Consider the following 19,145-nt stretch of genomic DNA (forward strand, 5'->3'; position numbering starts at 1 on the left):
ACCTCCGGTGACGGGAACCATCAACCTGGCGGCTGAGGTGCAGCAGGCCACCGGGATCGCCAACCTCGCGTGGCTGCTGCTCGCGCTGCCCGCACTCGGCGCGGCCGTGCTGCTCATCGCGGGCCGCCGCGCCGACAAGTGGGGCCACCTGCTCGGCAGCGCCACGGTCATCGCCGCGTTCGTCTACGGCCTGCTGCTGTTCTTCGACACCACGTCGTTGGCGGCCGACGACCGCACGCGCGAAGCGCACCTGTTCGACTGGATCTCGATCCACAGCCTGAACGTCGAGTTCGGACTGCGCATCGACCCGCTGTCGCTGACCTTCGTGCTGCTGATCACCGGGGTCGGGTCGCTGATCCACATCTACTCGATCGGCTACATGTCCGACGACCGGGACCGGCGGCGGTTCTTCGCCTACCTGAACCTGTTCATCTCGGCCATGCTGCTGCTGGTGCTCGGCAACGGCTTCGTGACCCTCTACTTCGGCTGGGAGGGCGTCGGCCTCGCCTCCTACCTGCTGATCGGCTGGTACCAGGGCAAGGACTTCGCGGCCACGGCGGCGAAGAAGGCGTTCCTGATGAACCGGGTCGGCGACGTCGGCCTGGCGCTGGCGATCTTCCTGATGTTCAAGAACATCGGCAGCACCCAGTACTCGGTGGTGTTCGACAAGATCGGCGAGCAGTCGACCGGCGTGATCGTGGCCATCGGCATCCTGCTGCTGCTCGGCGCCTGCGGTAAGTCGGGCCAGTTCCCGTTGCAGGCGTGGCTCCCGGACGCGATGGCGGGCCCGACACCGGTCTCCGCGCTGATCCACGCCGCGACGATGGTGACCGCGGGCGTCTACCTGATCGCCCGCTCCAACCCGCTGTACTCGTTGCCGCAGGCGGAGGACGCCCGACTGGTCGTGATGATCGTCGGCGCGGTGACGCTGCTGATCGGGTGCGTCATCGGCTGCGCCTACGACGACTTCAAGAAGGTGTTGGCCTACTCGACGGTCAGCCAGATCGGCTACATGGTCCTGGCCGTCGGCCTCGGCCCGGCCGGGTACGCCTTCGGCATCCTGCACCTGCTCACGCACGGCTTCTTCAAGGCCGGGCTGTTCCTCGGTGCAGGCTCGGTCATGCACGGCATGAACGACGAGGGCGACATCCGCCGCCTCGGCGGGCTCGCCAGGAAGATGCCGATCACCTTCATCACCTGGACGCTGGGCTACCTGGCGCTGATCGGGTTCCCGTTCCTGTCCGGCTACTTCTCCAAGGACGCCATCATCGCCGCGGCGTTCAGCGAGGGCGGCAGCCGCGGCTGGATCTTCGGCGGCATCGCGCTGCTGGGCGCGGGCCTGACCGCGTTCTACATGACCCGCCTGCTGATCCTGGTGTTCCTGGGCAAGCCGCGCTGGGAGAACCTCAAGAGCGAGGACGGTCGGGCCTACCACCCGCACGAGTCCGGCTGGACCATGACGCTGCCGATGATCGTCCTGGCGGTCGGCTCGGTCGGCGCGGGCGCCGTCCTGTCCGGCATGCTGCCCGAGTGGCTGTCCCCCACGCTCGGCGAGCTGGTCGAGGAGCACGGTCCGCTCTCGCACACCGTGATCGCGATCCTGACCGTGGCCATCTCGGCCATCGGCGCGGGAATCGCCTTCGCCCTGTTCGGTCGCCGCGAGCAGCCGGTCACCCGGCCGCAGCGGGTGTCCTTCCCGGTCCGCGCCGCGCGCGCCGACCTCTACGGCAACCACCTCAACGAGGCGCTGTTCGCCCGCCCCGGTGTCTGGCTCACCAGGTTCCTGGTGTTCGTCGACAACCGCGGCGTCGACGGACTGGTCAACGGCATCGCGGCAGGTCTGGGCGGTAGCTCGGGTCGACTGCGCAGGCTGCAGACCGGCTTCGTCCGCTCGTACGCGCTGTCCATGCTCGGAGGGTCGATCCTGGTGATCGCCGCACTGCTGATGGTGAGGTTCGCATGAGCACCTCCTCGACCGGGTCCTGGCTGCTGGCGGCGTTGCTGCTGCTGCCGGTGGTCGGCGCCGCCGTCGTGGTCGCGTTGCGCGGCAACGACAAGACCGCCAAGTCGGCCGCGCTGGCCTTCTCCCTCGCGGAGTTCGTCCTCGCCGTCGTGGCCTGGGTCCAGTTCGAACCGGGCGGCGCTCGGCTCCAGCAGGCGTTCTCGTTCGACTGGATCCCCGCCTTCGGCGTGCACGTCTCGTTCGCCGTGGACGGCATCGCCCTGGTGATGATCGCGGTCATCGGCCTGCTGGTGCCGCTGGTGATCGGCGCGGGCTGGGTGGACAAGCTGCCGGAGGGCCGCACCAAGGGCGGCTTCTTCGCGCTGATCCTGCTGGAGCAGGCGCTGACCGTCGGCGTGTTCGCCGCGACCGACGTGTTCCTGTTCTACGTGCTGTTCGAGATCATGCTGATCCCGATGTACTTCCTGATCGGCTCCTACGGCGGGGCGCGCAGGCAGTACGCGGCGGTGAAGTTCTTCCTGTACTCGTTCCTCGGCGGCCTGATCATGCTGGCCTCGGTGATCGGCTGCTACGTGCTCGCCGTCGAGCAGAACGGCACCGGCACCTTCGAGTGGGCCGAACTGGTCAAGGTGGTCAGCACCGCGCCGCTGGAGACCCAGGTCTGGCTGTTCCTCGGCTTCTTCGCGGCGTTCGCGATCAAGGCGCCGCTGGTCCCGCTGCACACCTGGCTGCCGGACGCGACCGCCGAGGCGCCGATCGGGGTGGCCGTCCTGCTGGTCGGCATCCTGGACAAGGTCGGCACCTTCGGCTTCCTGCGCTACCTGCTGCCGATGTTCCCCTTGGCCAGCAAGGAACTCGCGCCACTGGTGCTCGTACTCGCCGTCGTCGGCGTGATCTACGGGTCGATGCTGGCGACCGGGCAGCGCGACATCAAGCGGTTCCTCGCCTACGTCTCCATCGCGCACTTCGGCTTCATCGCGCTCGGCATCTTCGCCTTCAGCTCGCAGGCGATGGTCGGCTCGGTCACCTACATGGTCAACCACAGCATCGCCACCGGGATGCTGATCCTGGTGGTCGGCATGGTGATCGCCCGAGGCGGCTCGACCAGGGTCGCCGACTACGGCGGCATGGCCAAGCTGACCCCGGTGCTGGCGGCCATGCTGCTGATCGCGGGCCTGAGCTCGATGTCGCTGCCGGGCACCAACTCGTTCGTCAGCGAGTTCCTGGTGCTCATCGGCTCCTTCCCCAACGCACCGGTCTACACGATCATCGCCACGGTCGGCATGGTCCTCGCCGCGCTCTACGTGCTGTGGCTCTACCAGCGGATCATGCAGGGCCCGGTGCGCGGTGACGCCCTGGTCGGCGCCGCGGGCGGGCCGGGCACCATGGTCGACCCCGCGGTCGGCGCGAAGAAGGCGATCGCCGACCTGAGCGGTCGGGAGAAGCTGGTCCTCGCCCCGCTGGTCGTGCTGATCGTCGGGCTCGGGTTCTTCCCGAAGCCCGTGCTCGACGTCGTGACCCCGGCCGTGGACGCCACGATGTGCCAGGCGGCCCTGGCCGACCCGGTCCAGTCTGGAGAGAGGCAGTTGCAGTGTCGGTGATGTCCTCCGTGCTCCTGCTCGCCCAGGAGCAGGCGCCCGCCCCCACCAGGGCCGAGGCGCCCCCGCTGACGGCGATCTGGCCGATCCTCATCGTGCTCGGCGCGGCGTGCCTGAGCGTGCTGTTCGAGGCCCTGCTGCCCAAGCACCTGCGCTGGCCGGGCCAGGTCGTGCTGACCCTGCTGACCATCGTGGCCGCGGGCGTCAAGCTCGTCACCTACGTCTCCGGCGCCCCGGCGGCCGGGGAGACCGCGATGTTCGGCACGCTGGCGGTCGACCGGCCCGCGCTGTTCCTGTGGGGGACGCTGCTCGCGCTCTCCCTCGGCGCGGTGCTGCTGATCGCCGACCGCTCGGTCGAGCCGGGCGGCGCGTTCGTGGCCACCGCGGCGATCCGCCCCGGCACCGTGCAGGACCGCGCGCAGGTCGCCTCGACCGGCATGCAGACCGAGGTCTTCCCGCTGACGCTGTTCGCGCTCGGCGGCATGATGGTCTTCTGCGCGGCCAACGACCTGCTGACGATGTTCGTCGCGCTGGAAGTGCTGTCGCTGCCGCTGTACCTGATGTGCGGCCTGGCCCGCCGTCGCCGCCTGCTCTCGCAGGAGGCCGCGGTCAAGTACTTCCTGCTCGGCGCGTTCGCCTCGGCGTTCTTCCTCTACGGCGTCGCGCTGCTCTACGGCTACGCCGGTTCGGTCCGCCTGGCCGACATCTCCGAGGCCGCAGCGGGCAGTGACCGCTCCGACACGCTGCTGTTCGCGGGCATGGGCCTGCTGGTGGTCGGCCTGCTGTTCAAGGCGGCCGTCGGTCCGTTCCACACCTGGACCCCGGACGTCTACCAGGGCGCGCCGACCCCGGTCACCGCGTTCATGGCCGCCTGCACCAAGGTCGCCGCGTTCGGCGGGATCCTGCGCGTGCTGCAGGTCGCGCTGGAGTCGACCCAGTGGGAGTGGCGCGGGGTGCTCTGGGGCGTGGCGATCGTGTCGATGGTCATCGGCGCCGTGCTCGGCCTGACCCAGACCGACGTCAAGCGGATGATCGCCTACTCCTCGGTGGCGCACGCGGGCTTCCTGCTCATCGGCTCCATCGCGGTCACCGAGAAGGGCCTGTCCAGCACGCTGTTCTACCTGCTCACCTACGGCTTCACCACGATCGCCACCTTCGGCGTGATCAGCCTGGTGCGCGACTCCTCCGGCGAGGCGACGCACCTGTCGCAGTGGGCCGGGTTGGCGAAGCGGTCGCCGCTGCTGGCCGCGGTGTTCACCTTCCTGCTGCTCGCGCTCGCGGGCATCCCGCTCACCAGCGGGTTCGTCGGCAAGTTCGTGGTGTTCGAGGCCGCGCTCGCCGACGGCATGGGCCCGCTGGTCGTGGTGGCGCTGGTCGCCTCCGCGGTGGCCGCGTTCTTCTACCTGCGGGTGATCGTGCTGATGTACTTCAGCGAGCCCGCCGCGGACGGTCCCACGGTCACCGTGCCGGGGGCGTTCACCACCGCCGCGATCACCCTCGGCGTCATCGTCACGCTGCTGCTGGGCATCGCCCCGGCCTTCGCCCTGGACTGGGCGTCGAGCGGTGTGTTCGCCATCCGGTAACCCGAGATCGGTTGTCCTGTCACGAAGGCCACCTCCCACCCGGGGGGTGGCCTTCGAGACATCCGGGCCTGGTCACGACGGGATGCCAAGTAGGCTCGGCACTCCACAGCCACAGCTGATCAGGAGTGCCGCCGCCGTGACCACCACCGAGAACTCCGGCATCCCCGCGTTCCTGGGGCTCGACGACGCCGACCCGGCACTCGTCGGCACCGTCACCGCCGGGCTGGCCAAGGTCGAGTCGCTGCTGCGCCAGGTCGTGCACAGCGACTTCGAGTTCGTCGACGAGGCCGCGCTGCACCTGGTGAAGGCCGGGGGCAAGCGCTTCCGCCCGCTGTTCACGCTGCTGTCGGCCCAGTTCAACCAGGGGAGCACCGAGCACGTCATCACCGCGGCCGCCGCGGTCGAGCTGGTGCACCTGGCGACGCTCTACCACGACGACGTGATGGACGAGGCCACCATGCGCCGCGGCGACGCGAGCGCGAACGCCAGGTGGAACAACTCGGTGGCCATCCTCACCGGCGACTTCCTGTTCGCGCACGCCTCGATGCTGGTCGCCGACCTCGGCGCCGACGCCACCAGGGTGATCGCCGAGACGATGCGCGAGCTGGTCACCGGGCAGATGCGCGAGACCGTCGGCCCCGGCGACAGCGACCCGATCGAGCACTACCTGTCGGTGATCGCGCAGAAGACCGGCTCGCTGATCGCCACCTCCGGCCGCTACGGCGCCATGTTCTCCGGCGCCTCCCCGGCCGAGGTGCACGCGCTGTGCCGCTTCGGCGAGATCATCGGCGCCGCGTTCCAGATCTCCGACGACGTCATCGACATCGCCTCCCCGGCCGACGAGTCCGGCAAGACGCCGGGCACCGACCTGCGCGAGGGCGTGCGGACGCTGCCGATGCTCTACGCGCTCGCCGACGGCGGCGACGCCCGGCTGCACCAGCTGCTGGCCGCGCCGATCACCGACGACGCGGAGGTCGACGAGGCGCTGGAGCTGCTGCGCCGATCGGGTGGTCTAGACCGCGCCCGCCGGACGCTGGACTCGTACGCGGACCGCGCGTACGCGGAGTTGGCTGCTCTGCCGGGGTGCGCCGCGCGCGACGCACTCGAGCTACTGACACGTTATGTAGTCGCCCGAACCCGATGAGGCACCCTGGCGCGTACCGAACTGTGACGTAGCGGCTAATTGCGCGGCATGCCGCCGATGGTCCGACGCGTCGCAGTAACCTCCCCTAGGCTTGAGCAACCGTATGCCGCGTCGACCGGGACGCGACCGGGAGGGAGACATCGGCGATGCCGTTCTTCGGGCAGGTGTGGGTCTGGAGCCTCGCCGGTTTCCTGGTCGGAGCGGTGCTCTGCTGGCTGCTGATCGCCCTCCCCGCCCGCAAGCGCGTCACCGAGCTCGAGGGCAGGCTCACCGCGGTCCGCAAGCGCGAGGCGCGGCTGGCCGCCGAGGACAGCGGCTACACCTCGGCGATCGTGCCCGGTCTCACCGACACCCGCGACGACCTCGGCTTCGTCCAGCCGCGGCGCACCGGTGAGGACTCCATCCGCCGCGGGCTGCTGACGCTGTCGGACGAGGACGAGAACGGCCTGCGCTCGATGCCCGCCCCCGCGGTCGACGGGCACACCGACTACGACCACCAGCACGACGCGGGTCGCGACGACGAGCACGACCGGGTCGAGAGCGCGGACCGGCACGAGGGCGTCGACGACCGCGAGGACGCCGAACGGGACCGGGACCCCGCCGAGCGGGACTGGGACCGCGAGCCGGAGCACACCGCCGCCGAGTTGACGCAGTACATCCCGCCCGCCACGGAGTCCGGCACCGACTACCGCGAGGAAGCCGCCGAGTACCGCGACGACTCGGGTGCCGATCCGCGCGAGGACGCCACCGCCGAGTACCGCGAGGGCACCGCGGGCGAGTACCGCGAGGGCGCTGCCGAGTACCGCGAGGGCACCGCTGAGTACCGCGAAGGTGCGGGCGAGTATCGCGAAGGTGCCGCGGGGGAGTACCGCGCGGACGGCGCAGGCGAGTACCGCGAGGGTGTCGAGGCCGACTACCGCGAGGGCTTCCGGGCGGCCGCCGAGCAGGACGACGACCGCGACTGGTTCGACCGCGACCGGCCCGACCGGCTCGTGGACGACCTCGACGAGACCGCGGACACCGAGGCCGAGGCCGAGTACTACGCCGACGACGACCGGGCTGACCGGGCCGACCGGGTTGTTGGCGAGACCGCCGACGAGCACGCGCTGCCCGCCGCCGAAGACGACCGCGACGACGACACCGGCACGATCTTCACCCAGCACACCACGCCGATCCCGGCCGAGCTGATCCGCCGGATCGACGCCGAGGGCAAGGCGGATGCCGACCACGCCCCGGTCAACGGGACCTCGCTGACCGACGACGCGCTGGTCGACGACCTCGACGACGAGCCGGACCTCGACCGCACCGGCTACCTCGACCCCGGGGCGGTCGCCCGCTACGGCGACCACGCGGCCCGCGGCGACCTCGCCGACGCCGACGCGCACCACGACAGCGACGCGCACCACGACAACGACGGTCCCACCGAGTACGACCACGACGAGGAGACCCGCGCCGCCGAACGCCGCGCTGACGACCCCGCGATCAACACCGTCGACGCGACGCAGTTCGTCGTGCCGGTCGCGCGGGTGGAACCGGAGCACGTCGAGCCGGAGCCGGTGGTCGAGGTCGAGCGGCAGCCCGCGCACGCCGCGGTGGAGCCGGTCGGGTTCGTCGAGCAGGAACCCGCACCGGCGGTGACCGACCAGCCCGGGTTCCAGCAGCCGATTCAGCCGACGCCCGCCTACGCGGAAGCGCTGCCGGAGAGGAACTCGAGTTTGTTGCCCAAGCGGATCCCGTCGAAGCCGCAGAACCGGTTCCCCTTCGGTGTGCAGACCTCCACCACGCCGACCGTGTCTGTCCCGGCGCCGGTGGTCGCCGAGCCGGTCGCCGCGAAGCAGACCACGCCCGACCGCGAGCGGTCCCTGTTCGAGCCGGTCCTGCCCGCTGGCGACGCCGAGGCGGCCAAGCCCGCGCCCCCGCCGCCGAACCGCCTGCGCGGCGCCAGGACCCTGCAGCAGACCCCGTCCGGCGTCGACCCGTTCGTCCCGCCCGGCCCGTTCGGCCCCGGCTCGGCGATGCCGCTGCCCGGCGGCCGGTCCCCGTCGAGCGAGTACACGATCAAGGCCAGCGTGACGGCCCTGCGCTACTGCGCCCCCGACTCGGCCAAGTTCGACCGCACGGTGGCCGAGGTGTGGTTCCGCTCGGTCGCCGACGCCGAGCGGGTCGGCTTCCGCCCCCTCGGCTGACGTCACCCGAAGGTGTCCGGTCCGGGCACCGTCCGGCCGCGCCTAGGTGGCAGCTGTCCACCCAGAGTGATACAAGGGGTGTCTGGCTGTAGCACAACGGCGAACCCCGGTTGGGCACGACGGCGCGCGAGGAGGCATCCGGTGAGGCGACCGGTTCTGTGGTGCGTGCTGTCCTTCCTGCTGGGCGTGGCCCTCACCTGGCGCTACCTCACCCGCACACCCCCACCGCGTCCCCCGTGGGTCATCCCGACCCCCAAGGTCCGCATCCCCCTGCAATCCCCCACCACCCCCGACGACGAGTTCACCCACGTCTCCGGCACCCTCGACGACGCCTTCACCGCCCCAGCCGCCCCTGCGGGCCCCGACGGCATGGCCCCCTCCACGGACTACACCGTCAAAGGCACCCACGGCGTCTTCCACACCACAGAATCCCCCGCCTACCCCACCACCACAGCCACCGTCTGGTTCCGCACCGTAGCCGACGCCGAACGCGCAGGCTTCGTCCCCTGGACCACCACCAGCGACCGGTAGCCCTAGCTCGCCTGGTGCTGGTCGGCATCGCCAGGGGTTGGGTCAGCCGAGGACCAATCGTCGACGCCGTAGTGGTCGCGGGCCCTGGCGGCCAGGTCCGGGTGGTCGTGCCGGACCAGGAGGTCGACCAGATCGCGGCCGAACAGCGCATGGCGCTCGTCCGCCGGATCCGGCAGCAGGTCCAGCACCCCGCCGGGGCCGGTCACCACCGCGGAACTGTCCACGACGGACAGACCGGGCCCCGAGAATCCTTTGTCCCCAGGTGTTTCGTGGTCCGCATGGGCCGCGGGGCGGAGGTGTTCTGGCACCAGGGCGCGGAACGCCTCGTCCACCTCGGTGTCCCTGGCCGCCGCCGAGAGCCTGGCGAGCGAGCCGATCAGGTCGACGGTCTCCTTGACCTTGGACTTGTCCCTGGCCAGCCACCACACCACCGTGCTCCCGGCGCTGGTGAGCACCTCGTCGTTCAGGTACTCGCGCACGAACCGCTCGTTGGCGATCTCCAGCTTGGCCAGGTGCTGCTGCCTGCGCAGCGCGGCCATGTCGCGCAGGTAGGCGCGGTGTTCGTCGTTGACGTAGACCCGGACCTCCGCGGCCCAGGCGCGCACGGTGTTCGTGCTGTCCGTCGCGGGGTGGCTGAGGGTGGCGGCGATGGCGTGGACCGCGCCGGTGTCCTCCGGGTGGTGGGACCGGGCGGCCTGGTGAGCGCGGTGCAGTACGGCCTGCACGGCGAGCACTCCCGGATCCGGGTGCCCGTGTGCCTGTTGGTACCACTGCACGGTGCAGCTGAGGGTGAACGGGATGTCCCCCTCCGAGCTCGGCAAGCGCACCGAGGTCACCTCGCGGCTCGCGGGCGGCGGGGGTTGCGGCGCGGGCACCGGCTCCGGCTCGGGCTGCTGCCGCGGTGGTGGGACCGGCCTGCTCTCCCGGCGAGCCGGACCTCGCGTCGCCAGCACCCCGGTGCCGACGATCAGGACCACCGCGAGCACGACGTTGACCCAGTCCGCCCACTCGAGCAGAGTGCCCGCGGTGAGTGCCAGCGCCAGCGCTGCCCCGCCGGTGAGGACCACCCTCGTGTCCCTGGTCATGCCCGTCCGCTCCGTTCGCTGGTGTCCAGGGCCGCGTCGATGAGCGGCAGCAACTTCTCGGCACGGGCGATGGCCGCCTGCCGTGCCTGGGCTTCCTGTGCTTGCCGGACCTGCGCCCTGGCGAGCACGAAGAGTTCGTTGAGCAGTACGGACCTGCCCGCACACGCCCGCACCACCAGCGCCGGATCGGTCCCGATCCACCGCCACAGGTCATCCGGTGGGACGACGCGGGTGGTGTCGCGCAGCAGCGCCTCCCACAGCTGGACCTGGTTGTCGCGCGTGCGGGTCTCGGTGGCCATGTGCCGGGGCAGGTCGAGTGCGAGCAGGATGGCGCGGTTGGCTGAGTCCATCCGCTGGTCGAGCAGCCGGTCGAGCAGCCACCGGTGCAGGCCGTGCTTGCGCACCAGCCCGACGAGGGCGTCGAGTGCCGCGCTCACCACCTTGGTGTCCCGGTGCCGGGTGAAGTGGTGCAGCCGCACGAGGGCCTGGAACGGCCTGGTCGGTGCGATGTCCTCCACGCACGCGTCGACGAGCACCCTGGCGAACGAGGTCGGCAGGGAGTGGTCCGTCGCTCGGTGGTAGACGTATCGCCTGGCCGCCGTGGAGGACCGGTTGTCGCGCAGTCCGATCGCGACGGCCTGGGCTGCCAGCGCGACCCCGCGCCGGTGGTCCGACCAGGTGCGGGCCAGTGCCAGCAGCGGTTCCGGCGCGCCGGTGGTGAGTTGGAGTTCCGCGTACCGGTCCACCAGGTCGGCGGCGGCCTCGTAGGGCATGTCCTCGGACACGGCGACCGTGCCGACCCACTCGGCAACCTCCGCGCGCAGACCGGGGAAGTAGGTCCAGAAGTGCGTGCGCAGGGCCGAGTCCAGCGCGAAGTCGGTGAACTCCACGGTGCGGCAGCCGTCGGCGCGCAGGTGCGCGGTCGCCATCCGCTCGGCCAGGTGGGTGCCGTCGAGGACGTGCTCGTCGGCCGCGGGGATCTCGATCTCGCGGTGCAGCGCCTGCTCCGCGGTGGCCAGCGCCTCGACCGGGGCGCCGGGCAGGAACGCGGCGGCGACGAGCAGGGCCCGGCGAGCGGCCTGCTGATCGCCGGAGAACAGCTTCTGCGCCTGGACAGCCCGCTCGAACCGCGCCGCCATCGCCGCCGCGAGCCAGGTGTCGATGGTCTTGCCCTGGCCGGTGTCCCTGGCCTTGACCACCACCCTCGCCAGATCGGCGATGCGCCCCACCGGGTCGGACCGCAGGCAGTCCGCCAGCCTGGCCACCGGCGGCGGCGGGTCCGGAAGGCGGATGCCCTCCGGGACCAGGTGCGCGCGCAGGACCTCCGCGCCGTCCGGGCGGTCGACGTCGACCCGGAGCGCGGCGAGTGCGTCGGCGAGCAGGGAGACCTGGTCCGGCCGCACGAGCAGGACCAGCCGCGCCTGTTTGCGCGTGACCTCCGCCTGGTACGCCTCCAGGTCCGGCTGCATGGCCCGCACCCGGTCGTCGTCGGTCGCGCACAGGTCGAGCAGCAGCCGTTCACCCGCTTTCAGCTGGGTGGTGTCGAGTGCCGGGTCTTCGTCGTCGCTGCGGTCGTCCAGCACGCGGAGTTCGTCGAGATGGCTGTTACCGCGCGCTGTCAACAACATCAGCGCCGTAGTGCGCGCGCCAGACTCGCTGGTGCCGGATAGCACTACCGTCGACGACCGGGTGAACGCCGCGAACGGGAAACCCGCGGGGGCGACGAACCGCTCGGCTCGCCTGCGGATCTCCTCGGCCGCGATGAACCGCAGGCTGCGCCTGACCCGCTGCCGCGCGTGGTAGTGGTTGTTGGTGACGTTGGTCTGGTTGCCAGAACCAGTGTTGACGTTGGCCGTGTCGTCGAACTTGAAGCCGGTGGAGGTCATCGGGTACCGCGGTTGTCGTGGTACTGGGCGTTGTCGCCGTTGAACTGGTTGCCGGAACCGGTGTTGACGTTCGCCGGTTCCCGGAAGCTGAAGTTGTTGGTCGCCTGGTTGACGTCACGGCCTGCCTGGACCACGTCGCCGCGCACGTGGTGGGCGGTGTTCCCGGTAGAGCCCGCGGCGTGGTCGACGACCTCGGGTGGTTGCTCTGCCTGGGTCACTGGCGGTAGGAACCCGTGGCGCAGCAGGTCGCCCGTCGGCACTGGAACCCGCAGGTAGGCGAGGTCGCCGTAGGACTTGACCGCGACCGGGGCCTGGACGTAGAGCTCCGGCGGTTCGCCGCTGTAGCCGGTCAGGACGGCGTCGGTGAAGGCGCGCCCGGACACGATCGCCGCGACCCGGGTGCTCGGTCCGGAGCGGGTGAGCAGGTCCCTGACCGGTGCGGAGTCGAGCAGCCGGTGCGCCTCGACCCGCGCCACGCCACTGCCCTCGCTGAGCAGCTCACGGCCGGAGTCGGTGACCGGGCCGACGTGCACGCTGACCCGCATCCGCAGGGGCGCCGCGTCGGCGGCGACCCGGTCCCAGAACTCCAACTCCTCGTGCAGCGCCCGCAGGAACGGGGTGAGCAGCAGTGGGAGCACCTCGGCGGGGAACCCGGCTGCGTAGCCGTCACCGGTGCTGAACCCGAACCGCCTGCCCTCCCACACGTCGGTGAGCCCGCACCGCTCGAACGCTGCCTTGAGCACCGAGGGCACCCGGTCGGTCACCTCGGCGTGGTGGCGGCCGAGCAGGCCGCTGAAGTCCCGGATGTCGACCACCAGCAGCGCCCGGTACGGCGGCAGCCGGGTAGCCCTGCGCTCGGGGTGGTCGGAGTTGTCGTCGGTCACCCGACGAGCTTGGCCAGACGCGGGGCGCCGAACTGTCCGCCATCGGACAAGTCGACTGCGAGCTGGGTCACAGCCCGGCGAACGTCCGCAGCAGGCCGGGATCGGCGACGACGAGGTGCCCGTGGTCCTGCCGCAGCGCGCCGCTGTCCTTGAGCCGCGACAGGTGCTGGGAGATGGTGCTGCGGACCACCCCGAGCGAGTTGGCCAGTTCCTGCTGGGAGAACGGGACCCGGTACCGGTCGGTGACGGCCTCGTCGGCGAGCGCCACCACCTCGAGCAGGAGTCGGGCGATCTTGCGCTCGGGGCTGAAGTGCACCAGTTCGACCTGGTAGGGGACGGTCTGCGACAGCTTCGACAGCGAGTAGTCCGCCAGTGCCGCCTGCCCGTTGTGCTCCTCGAGGAAGGTGTTGAACCGCTCGGCTGGCACCACGCTGACGGTGCACCGGTCGATCGTCTCCACGGTCGCCGTGCGCCGGGAGGCCGACCGCGCCGCGATCTCCCCCAGCAGGTCACCAGCCCCGCGCAGCGCCAGCAGCAGTCGACCGCCGTCCGGCTCTGTGCCGAACACCTTCACCCGACCGGACAGCAGCACCAGCACCGTCGTCCCCGGATCGCCCTGCCGCAGCAGCGGGACCCGGGGGCCGTGCACGCGCGGGACGCCGAGCTCCAGCAGTCGTGCCCACTTCGATTCCCCCACCATGCCGCGGAATCCCCGCGCACCCTTGTTCACGCTGGATGAATAGCGCATTGCTGAACGTGACTGTGGTTCGCCGGTCGACGATCACCCGTTTGCCCACCGGGAAATGAAGCGAGCCCCCACCGGTTCGGTGGGGGCTCGGTTCGGCAGAGCGGGGACCTAGGCGATGACGGTCCAGGTGTCCTTGCCGCGGAGCAGGGTGTCGAGGTCTGCCGGGCGGGTGGCCTTGGCGTCGTCGACCTGGGCGCGGGCCTGGTCGTCGTAGGTGGGGCGGGTGACCGAGCGGAAGACGCCGGTGACGGTGTGGCTGAGGTCCTGGGTGGACAGGCGGGAGAGTGCGAAGGCGTAGGACGGGTCCTCGGTGTGCGAGTCGTGCACGACCAGGGCGTCCTCGCCGACCTCGCTGACCTTGGCGACGGCCAGCGACCCGAAGCCGGAGCGGATGACCCCGTACTCGCCTTCCGCGCCGAAGCGGATCGGCTTGCCGTGCTCAAGCGGGATGAGCCTGCGCTCGGCCTCGCCCGCTTCCTTCAGGACGTCGAACGCGCCGTCGTTGAAGATCGGGCAGTTCTGGTAGATCTCGACCAGTGCCGAGCCGCGGTGTTCGGCGGCCTGGCGCAGGACCTCGGTGAGCCCGGCGCGGTCGGAGTCCAGTGCGCGGCCGACGAACGTGGCCTCGGCGCCGAGCGCCAGCGACACCGGGTTGAACGGGTAGTCCAGCGAGCCCATCGGGGTGGACTTGGTGACCTTGCCCGGTTCCGAGGTCGGCGAGTACTGGCCCTTGGTGAGCCCGTAGATCCGGTTGTTGAACAGCAGGATCTTGAGGTTCACGTTGCGGCGCAGGGTGTGGATCAGGTGGTTGCCGCCGATGGACAGCGCGTCGCCGTCGCCGGTGACGACCCAGACCGACAGGTCGGGGCGGGCGGTGGCCAGGCCGGTGGCGATGGCCGGGGCGCGGCCGTGGATGGAGTGCATCCCGTAGGTGTTCATGTAGTACGGGAAGCGCGACGAGCAGCCGATGCCGGAGATGAAGACGATGTTCTCGCGGCGCAGCCCCAGCGACGGCAGGAACGACTGCACGGCGTTGAGCACCACGTAGTCCCCGCACCCGGGGCACCAGCGGACTTCCTGGTCGGACTTGTAGTCCTTGGCCTTCTGCGGTTCGTCGGTGGTCGGCACCCCGGCGAGTCCGGGGAGCCCCAAGTCGATCGTGGTCATCCCGCATCGACCCCCTTCACGATGTCGGTGAGCACGTTCTGCAGTTCCTCGGCCTTGAACGGCAGGCCGGCGACCTTGGTGTAGCTGACGACGTCGACGAGGTACTTGCCCCTCAGCAGCAACGCCAGCTGCCCCAGGTTCATTTCCGGCACGACGACCTTGTCGTAGGACCGCAGCACGTCGCCGAGGTTGGCCGGGAACGGGTTGAGGTTGCGCAGGTGGGCTTGGGCGACCGAGTGCCCGAGCTTGCGCACCCGCCTGCACGCGGCGCCGATCGGCCCGTACGACGAGCCCCAGCCGAGCACCAGCACCCGCGCCTTGCCGGTCGGGTCGTCGACGGCGAGGTCGGGCACCGGGATGTTGTCGATCTTGGCTTGCCGCAGCCGGACCATCCGGTCGTGGTTGTCGGGCTCGTAGGAGATGTTGCCGGTCCCGTCGGCCTTCTCCAGCCCGCCGATGCGGTGCTGCAGGCCGGGGGTGCCGGGGACGGCCCACGCGCGGGCCAGCGTCTCCGGGTCGCGCAGGTAGGGCCAGAACGTCGACCCGTCGGGGGAGTTGGGCTCGGTCGCGAACTCCACCGTCAGGTCGGGCAGGTCGGCGGCGTCGGGGATCAGCCACGGCTCGGAGCCGTTGGCCACCGCGCCGTCGGAGAGCAGCAGCACCGGGGTGCGGTACTTCAGCGCGATGTGCGTCGCCTCGATCGCGGCGGCGAAGCAGTCGGCAGGCGACTGCGGGGCGATGATCGGCACCGGCGACTCGCCGTTGCGGCCGTACATCGCCTGCAGCAGGTCGGCCTGCTCGGTCTTGGTCGGCAGGCCGGTCGACGGGCCACCGCGCTGCACGTCGATCACCAGCAGCGGCAGTTCGGTCATCACGCCGAGCCCGATGGTCTCGGACTTGAGCGCGACGCCGGGGCCCGAGGTCGAGGTGACCCCGAGCGCGCCGCCGTAGCTGGCGCCCAGTGCCGCGCAGATGCCCGCGATCTCGTCCTCGGCCTGGAAGGTCGTGATGCCGAACTGCTTGTACTTCGACAGCTCGTGCAGGATGTCCGACGCAGGCGTGATCGGGTACGTGCCCAGCAGCACGGGCAGCTTCGACTGCTGCGCCGCCGCGACGATCCCGTACGCGAGCGCGGTGTTGCCGGTGATCTGCCGGTAGGTGCCGGGGGCGAGCTTGGCCGGAGCGACCTCGTAGGTGACCGCGAACGCCTCGGTGGTCTCGCCGTAGTAGAAGCCCGCGCGGAACGCGAGGACGTTGGCCTCCGCGATGTCCGGCTTCTTGGCGAACTTCTCGCGCAGGAACCGTTCGGTGCCCTCGGTCGGCCGGTGGTACATCCACGAGAGCAGCCCGAGCGCGAACATGTTCTTACACCGCTCGGCGTCCTTCTTACCGAGGCCGGTGTCGGCAAGAGCGCCCTGGGTGATCGTGGCCATCGCGACCTGGTGCACCTGGTAGGCGGCGAGTGAGTCGTCTTCGAGCGGGTTGACCGCGTAACCGACCTTGGTCAGGTTCCGCTTGACGAACTCGTCGGTGTTGACGATCAGCGTGCCGCCCGCGGGCAGGTCGGCGATGTTGGCCTTGAGCGCGGCCGGGTTCATGGCGACCAGCACGTCGGGGCGGTCGCCGGGGGTCAGGATGTCGTAGTCGGCGAAGTGGACCTGGAAGCTGGAGACGCCGGGGATGGTGCCCTGGGGGGCGCGGATCTCCGCCGGGAAGTTGGGCATGGTGGAGAGGTCGTTGCCGAAGGCAGCGGCCTCCGAGGTGAAGCGGTCGCCGGTGAGCTGCATGCCGTCACCGGAGTCACCGGCGAACCGGATCACCACTCGGTCGAGTTTGGTGACCGCGGCCGCCCGCGGGGTCCCGGTGGCGGCAGTACCACCGTCCACACCTGTGCTCATGAGCTGCCGATCCCTCTCTCCTGACACCCGACTGGCTGGTCGTGTCGCGTTCAACGGTAGGCATCGCCGGACCACGGACCCGAGCAACGCGTTGCAGATCACAGTCCCGCGCGAGCCCCCGATCAACGGTATCGGGTAAGGGCCTGGTGCGGTCCCGGTTTGAGTGTAACCGGCGGTTACACTTATCCCGGATGATGGGCACCGGATTCCGGACCCGTGGGATGCCGCGAACAGCTTACGGGGTCGGCGCGGACGAGATCCGGGCCTTCATCTCCGCCAGGAGCTGGGCGAACGCGGAGGAGTCCATCGACGTCAACTGCGCCGCGAGTTCGGTCTCGATCGCGTCGTCGTGGCAGCTTTGCGCCGCGGTCGCGCGCATCGACCTTTTGATCGACAGCACCAGGTCTTTAGGCGCTTTGGCGGTAGCCGCGGCGAGGTCGACGGCCGCTTGGACCAGCGCGTCGTGGTCACCGTCGACCGTCGTGAGGGTCAGACCGACGCGCTGCGCCTCCGCCGCGTCCGGGACGTGCCGGAACAGGGTCATCGCGGTCGCGGTCTGCGGGCCAACGAGCCGCTGCAGCATCCACGTCATGCCGCCGCCGGGGTGGATGCCCAACTGGAGGAACCGCGCGTCGAACCGGGCCCGCGGTCCCGCGATCCGGACGTCCGCGGCCAGCGCCAGGTTCAACCCTGCCCCTACCGCCGCCCCACCGACGGCCGCGATCGTCGGCAGTGAACACCGCGCAACGGCCAGGAACCCCGCGTAGATGCCGCGCAGCCCCTCCTCGCGCGACTCCCCGAGCACCGTTAGGTCTGCCCCGGCGCAGAACGCGGGGGGCGTACCGGTCACTACGACCGCGGCCGTGTCCGGGTCGGCCTCGCACTCAGCGACGAGCTCCGCGAGTCGGGCCGATAGGGGCAGGGTCAGGGCGTTGCGTCGCTCGGGGTCGTCGAGGGTGATCACGGCGACGCCGTCGCGCCGCTCAAGCAGGACGGTCATGTCCGCGCACCCTAGCCGGGCTCGGGCGCGGGCGGACGCTCCAAAAGGGTGGACAGGACGACGGTGGAGACGGTCCTGGAGACCATGTCGACCGCGCGCAGCCGCTCCAGGGCGTCCTCCAGGTGGTGGATGTTGGCCGCCCGCAGGTGCACGATCGCGTCGGCCGACCCGGAGACGGTGTAGGCGGCCACCACCTCGGGCAGCGGTTCGAGCCGCTGGCGGATCCGGTCGGGGGACACGTTGCCCTGGCAGTGCACCTCGACGAACGCCTCGGTGCCCCAGCCGAGCGCCTCCGGGTTGACCACGGCGGTGAACCCGCGCAGCACACCGGTCTCCAGCAGCCGGTCCACCCGCCGCTTGACCGCGGGCGCGGAGAGCGAGACGGCCTTGCCGATCTCGGCGTAACTCGACCGCGCGTCGGCCACGAGCTGTGAAATGATTCGCTGATCAATGACGTCCACACGCAACATTCTGCATGTTCGAGGGCGTCTTAGCGACATTGATGACTGCTTTCCGGGGCTCTACATTTCGATCCATGACCTCGGCACCCGTGCGGCAGCCCGCGACCACCCGCCTCGCCACGACGCGGCGGTACCTCATGTGCTCGCCCACGTACTTCGCGGTCGAGTACTCCATCAACCCGTGGATGGACCCCACCCGCCCGGTCAGCACCGAGGGCGCGGTCGCCGAGTGGACGGCGCTGAAGGAGACCTACGAGCGCCTCGGCCACACCGTCGAGACCATCGCCCCCCAGCCCGGCCTGCCGGACATGGTCTTCTCCGCCAACTCGGGCACCGTCATCGACGGCGTGGTGCTGGGGTCCCGCTTCCGCGCCCCCCAGCGCGCCGCCGAGGCCGACTTCTTCCGCACCTGGTTCCTCGACCGCGGCTACCGCGACATCGTCATGCCCGAGAAGATCAACGAAGCCGAGGGCGACCTCACCTGGACCGGCGATCTGTTGCTCGCGGGCACCGGCTTCCGCACCGACCCCGGCGCCCACGCCGAAGCCCAAGAAGTCCTAGGCGTCCCAGTGGTGTCCCTGCACCTGGTGGACCCCCGCTACTACCACCTGGACGTCGCGCTGTTCGTGCTCACCGAGGCCACCCCCACCTCCCGAGCCCACATCGCCTACTACCCCGCCGCCTTCTCCCCCGGCACCCAACGCCTACTCCGCCGCCTCTACCCCGACGCCATCCTCGCCACCGAAGAAGATGCCGCCTGCCTCGGCCTCAACGCCGTATCCGACGGCCGCAACGTCATCCTCCCCAAGGAAGCCACCACCCTCACCACCCAACTCCACACCCACGGCTACACCCCCCACCCCGTAGACATCACCGAACTCCGCAAATCCGGCGGCGGCCCCAAGTGCTGCACCATGGAACTTCGCGATCGGACGCTCTAAAGAGGGGTGCTGGCCCGCTTCAGCTCGGTAGGTTCGACTCTGGAAGGTAGGGCTACCGGGCTGGGGTGGA

General features: G+C 70.5%; 15 protein-coding genes. 7 read left to right on the forward strand and 8 right to left on the reverse strand.

Annotation, left to right across the window (positions count from 1 at the left end; genetic code table 11):
* Positions 1-7 precede the first annotated feature (7 nt).
* The 6 genes from nuoL (at position 8) to CLV68_RS06035 (ending at position 9,005) form a co-directional block, all read left to right on the forward strand.
* Complete coding sequence (gene nuoL / locus CLV68_RS06010; protein WP_425454820.1) at positions 8-1,963, forward strand: NADH-quinone oxidoreductase subunit L; 1,956 nt, start codon at positions 8-10, stop codon at positions 1,961-1,963.
* A complete protein-coding gene (locus CLV68_RS06015; RefSeq protein WP_121389526.1) occupies positions 1,960-3,564 on the forward strand; it encodes an NADH-quinone oxidoreductase subunit M in 1,605 nt (534 codons plus the stop codon). The genes nuoL and CLV68_RS06015 overlap by 4 nt, the downstream gene beginning before the upstream one ends.
* The gene (gene nuoN / locus CLV68_RS06020) at positions 3,564-5,144 is read left to right on the forward strand and encodes an NADH-quinone oxidoreductase subunit NuoN (protein ID WP_121390995.1); all 1,581 of its coding nucleotides are present in this window, start codon (positions 3,564-3,566) and stop codon (positions 5,142-5,144) included. The genes CLV68_RS06015 and nuoN overlap by 1 nt, the downstream gene beginning before the upstream one ends.
* 136 nt (positions 5,145-5,280) lie before the next feature.
* Positions 5,281-6,288: a polyprenyl synthetase family protein gene (locus tag CLV68_RS06025; protein WP_246009683.1), complete on the forward strand. Its 1,008-nt coding sequence runs from the start codon at positions 5,281-5,283 to the stop codon at positions 6,286-6,288.
* 146 nt (positions 6,289-6,434) lie between these two features.
* On the forward strand, positions 6,435-8,474 hold the full coding sequence (locus tag CLV68_RS34935; protein ID WP_246009684.1) for a sunset domain-containing protein: 2,040 nt from the start codon (positions 6,435-6,437) through the stop codon (positions 8,472-8,474).
* 141 nt (positions 8,475-8,615) lie between these two features.
* Positions 8,616-9,005 (forward strand): sunset domain-containing protein, encoded by a 390-nt coding sequence (locus CLV68_RS06035; protein WP_147459888.1) that lies wholly within the window; start codon positions 8,616-8,618, stop codon positions 9,003-9,005.
* 2 nt (positions 9,006-9,007) lie between these two features.
* Here CLV68_RS06035 and CLV68_RS06040 read toward each other — a convergent pair whose 3' ends face one another.
* From CLV68_RS06040 to CLV68_RS06075, 8 genes are all read right to left on the reverse strand, one after another.
* Positions 9,008-10,090, reverse strand: a complete 1,083-nt coding sequence (locus tag CLV68_RS06040) for a hypothetical protein (RefSeq protein ID WP_121389529.1) — start codon at positions 10,088-10,090, stop codon at positions 9,008-9,010.
* Positions 10,087-11,976, reverse strand: a complete 1,890-nt coding sequence (locus CLV68_RS06045) for a hypothetical protein (RefSeq protein ID WP_121389530.1) — start codon at positions 11,974-11,976, stop codon at positions 10,087-10,089. The genes CLV68_RS06040 and CLV68_RS06045 overlap by 4 nt, the downstream gene beginning before the upstream one ends.
* Positions 11,973-12,860 carry a nucleotidyl cyclase domain-containing protein gene (locus CLV68_RS06050; protein WP_121389531.1) on the reverse strand — a complete coding sequence of 296 codons (888 nt, stop codon included), beginning with the start codon at positions 12,858-12,860 and terminating at the stop codon, positions 11,973-11,975. The genes CLV68_RS06045 and CLV68_RS06050 overlap by 4 nt, the downstream gene beginning before the upstream one ends.
* A 67-nt stretch (positions 12,861-12,927) precedes the next feature.
* The gene (locus CLV68_RS06055) at positions 12,928-13,560 is read right to left on the reverse strand and encodes a Crp/Fnr family transcriptional regulator (RefSeq protein ID WP_170224115.1); all 633 of its coding nucleotides are present in this window, start codon (positions 13,558-13,560) and stop codon (positions 12,928-12,930) included.
* A gap of 156 nt (positions 13,561-13,716) precedes the next feature.
* Positions 13,717-14,775 (reverse strand): 2-oxoacid:ferredoxin oxidoreductase subunit beta, encoded by a 1,059-nt coding sequence (locus CLV68_RS06060; RefSeq protein WP_121389533.1) that lies wholly within the window; start codon positions 14,773-14,775, stop codon positions 13,717-13,719.
* Positions 14,772-16,673 (reverse strand): 2-oxoacid:acceptor oxidoreductase subunit alpha, encoded by a 1,902-nt coding sequence (locus tag CLV68_RS06065; protein WP_121389534.1) that lies wholly within the window; start codon positions 16,671-16,673, stop codon positions 14,772-14,774. Before CLV68_RS06065 ends, CLV68_RS06060 begins: the two co-directional genes overlap by 4 nt.
* Positions 16,674-16,908: 235 nt before the next feature.
* Positions 16,909-17,673: an enoyl-CoA hydratase gene (locus CLV68_RS06070; protein WP_121389535.1), complete on the reverse strand. Its 765-nt coding sequence runs from the start codon at positions 17,671-17,673 to the stop codon at positions 16,909-16,911.
* A gap of 11 nt (positions 17,674-17,684) precedes the next feature.
* A complete protein-coding gene (locus CLV68_RS06075) occupies positions 17,685-18,134 on the reverse strand; it encodes an Lrp/AsnC family transcriptional regulator (RefSeq protein WP_092777529.1) in 450 nt (149 codons plus the stop codon).
* Between the two features lie 74 nt (positions 18,135-18,208).
* Between CLV68_RS06075 and ddaH the strand changes: the two genes are divergently transcribed.
* Positions 18,209-19,075 (forward strand): dimethylargininase, encoded by an 867-nt coding sequence (ddaH, locus tag CLV68_RS06080; RefSeq protein ID WP_342772758.1) that lies wholly within the window; start codon positions 18,209-18,211, stop codon positions 19,073-19,075.
* Positions 19,076-19,145 lie beyond the last annotated feature (70 nt).

It is taken from the genome of Actinokineospora cianjurensis (assembly GCF_003663795.1).
Lineage (GTDB): Bacteria > Actinomycetota > Actinomycetes > Mycobacteriales > Pseudonocardiaceae > Actinokineospora > Actinokineospora terrae.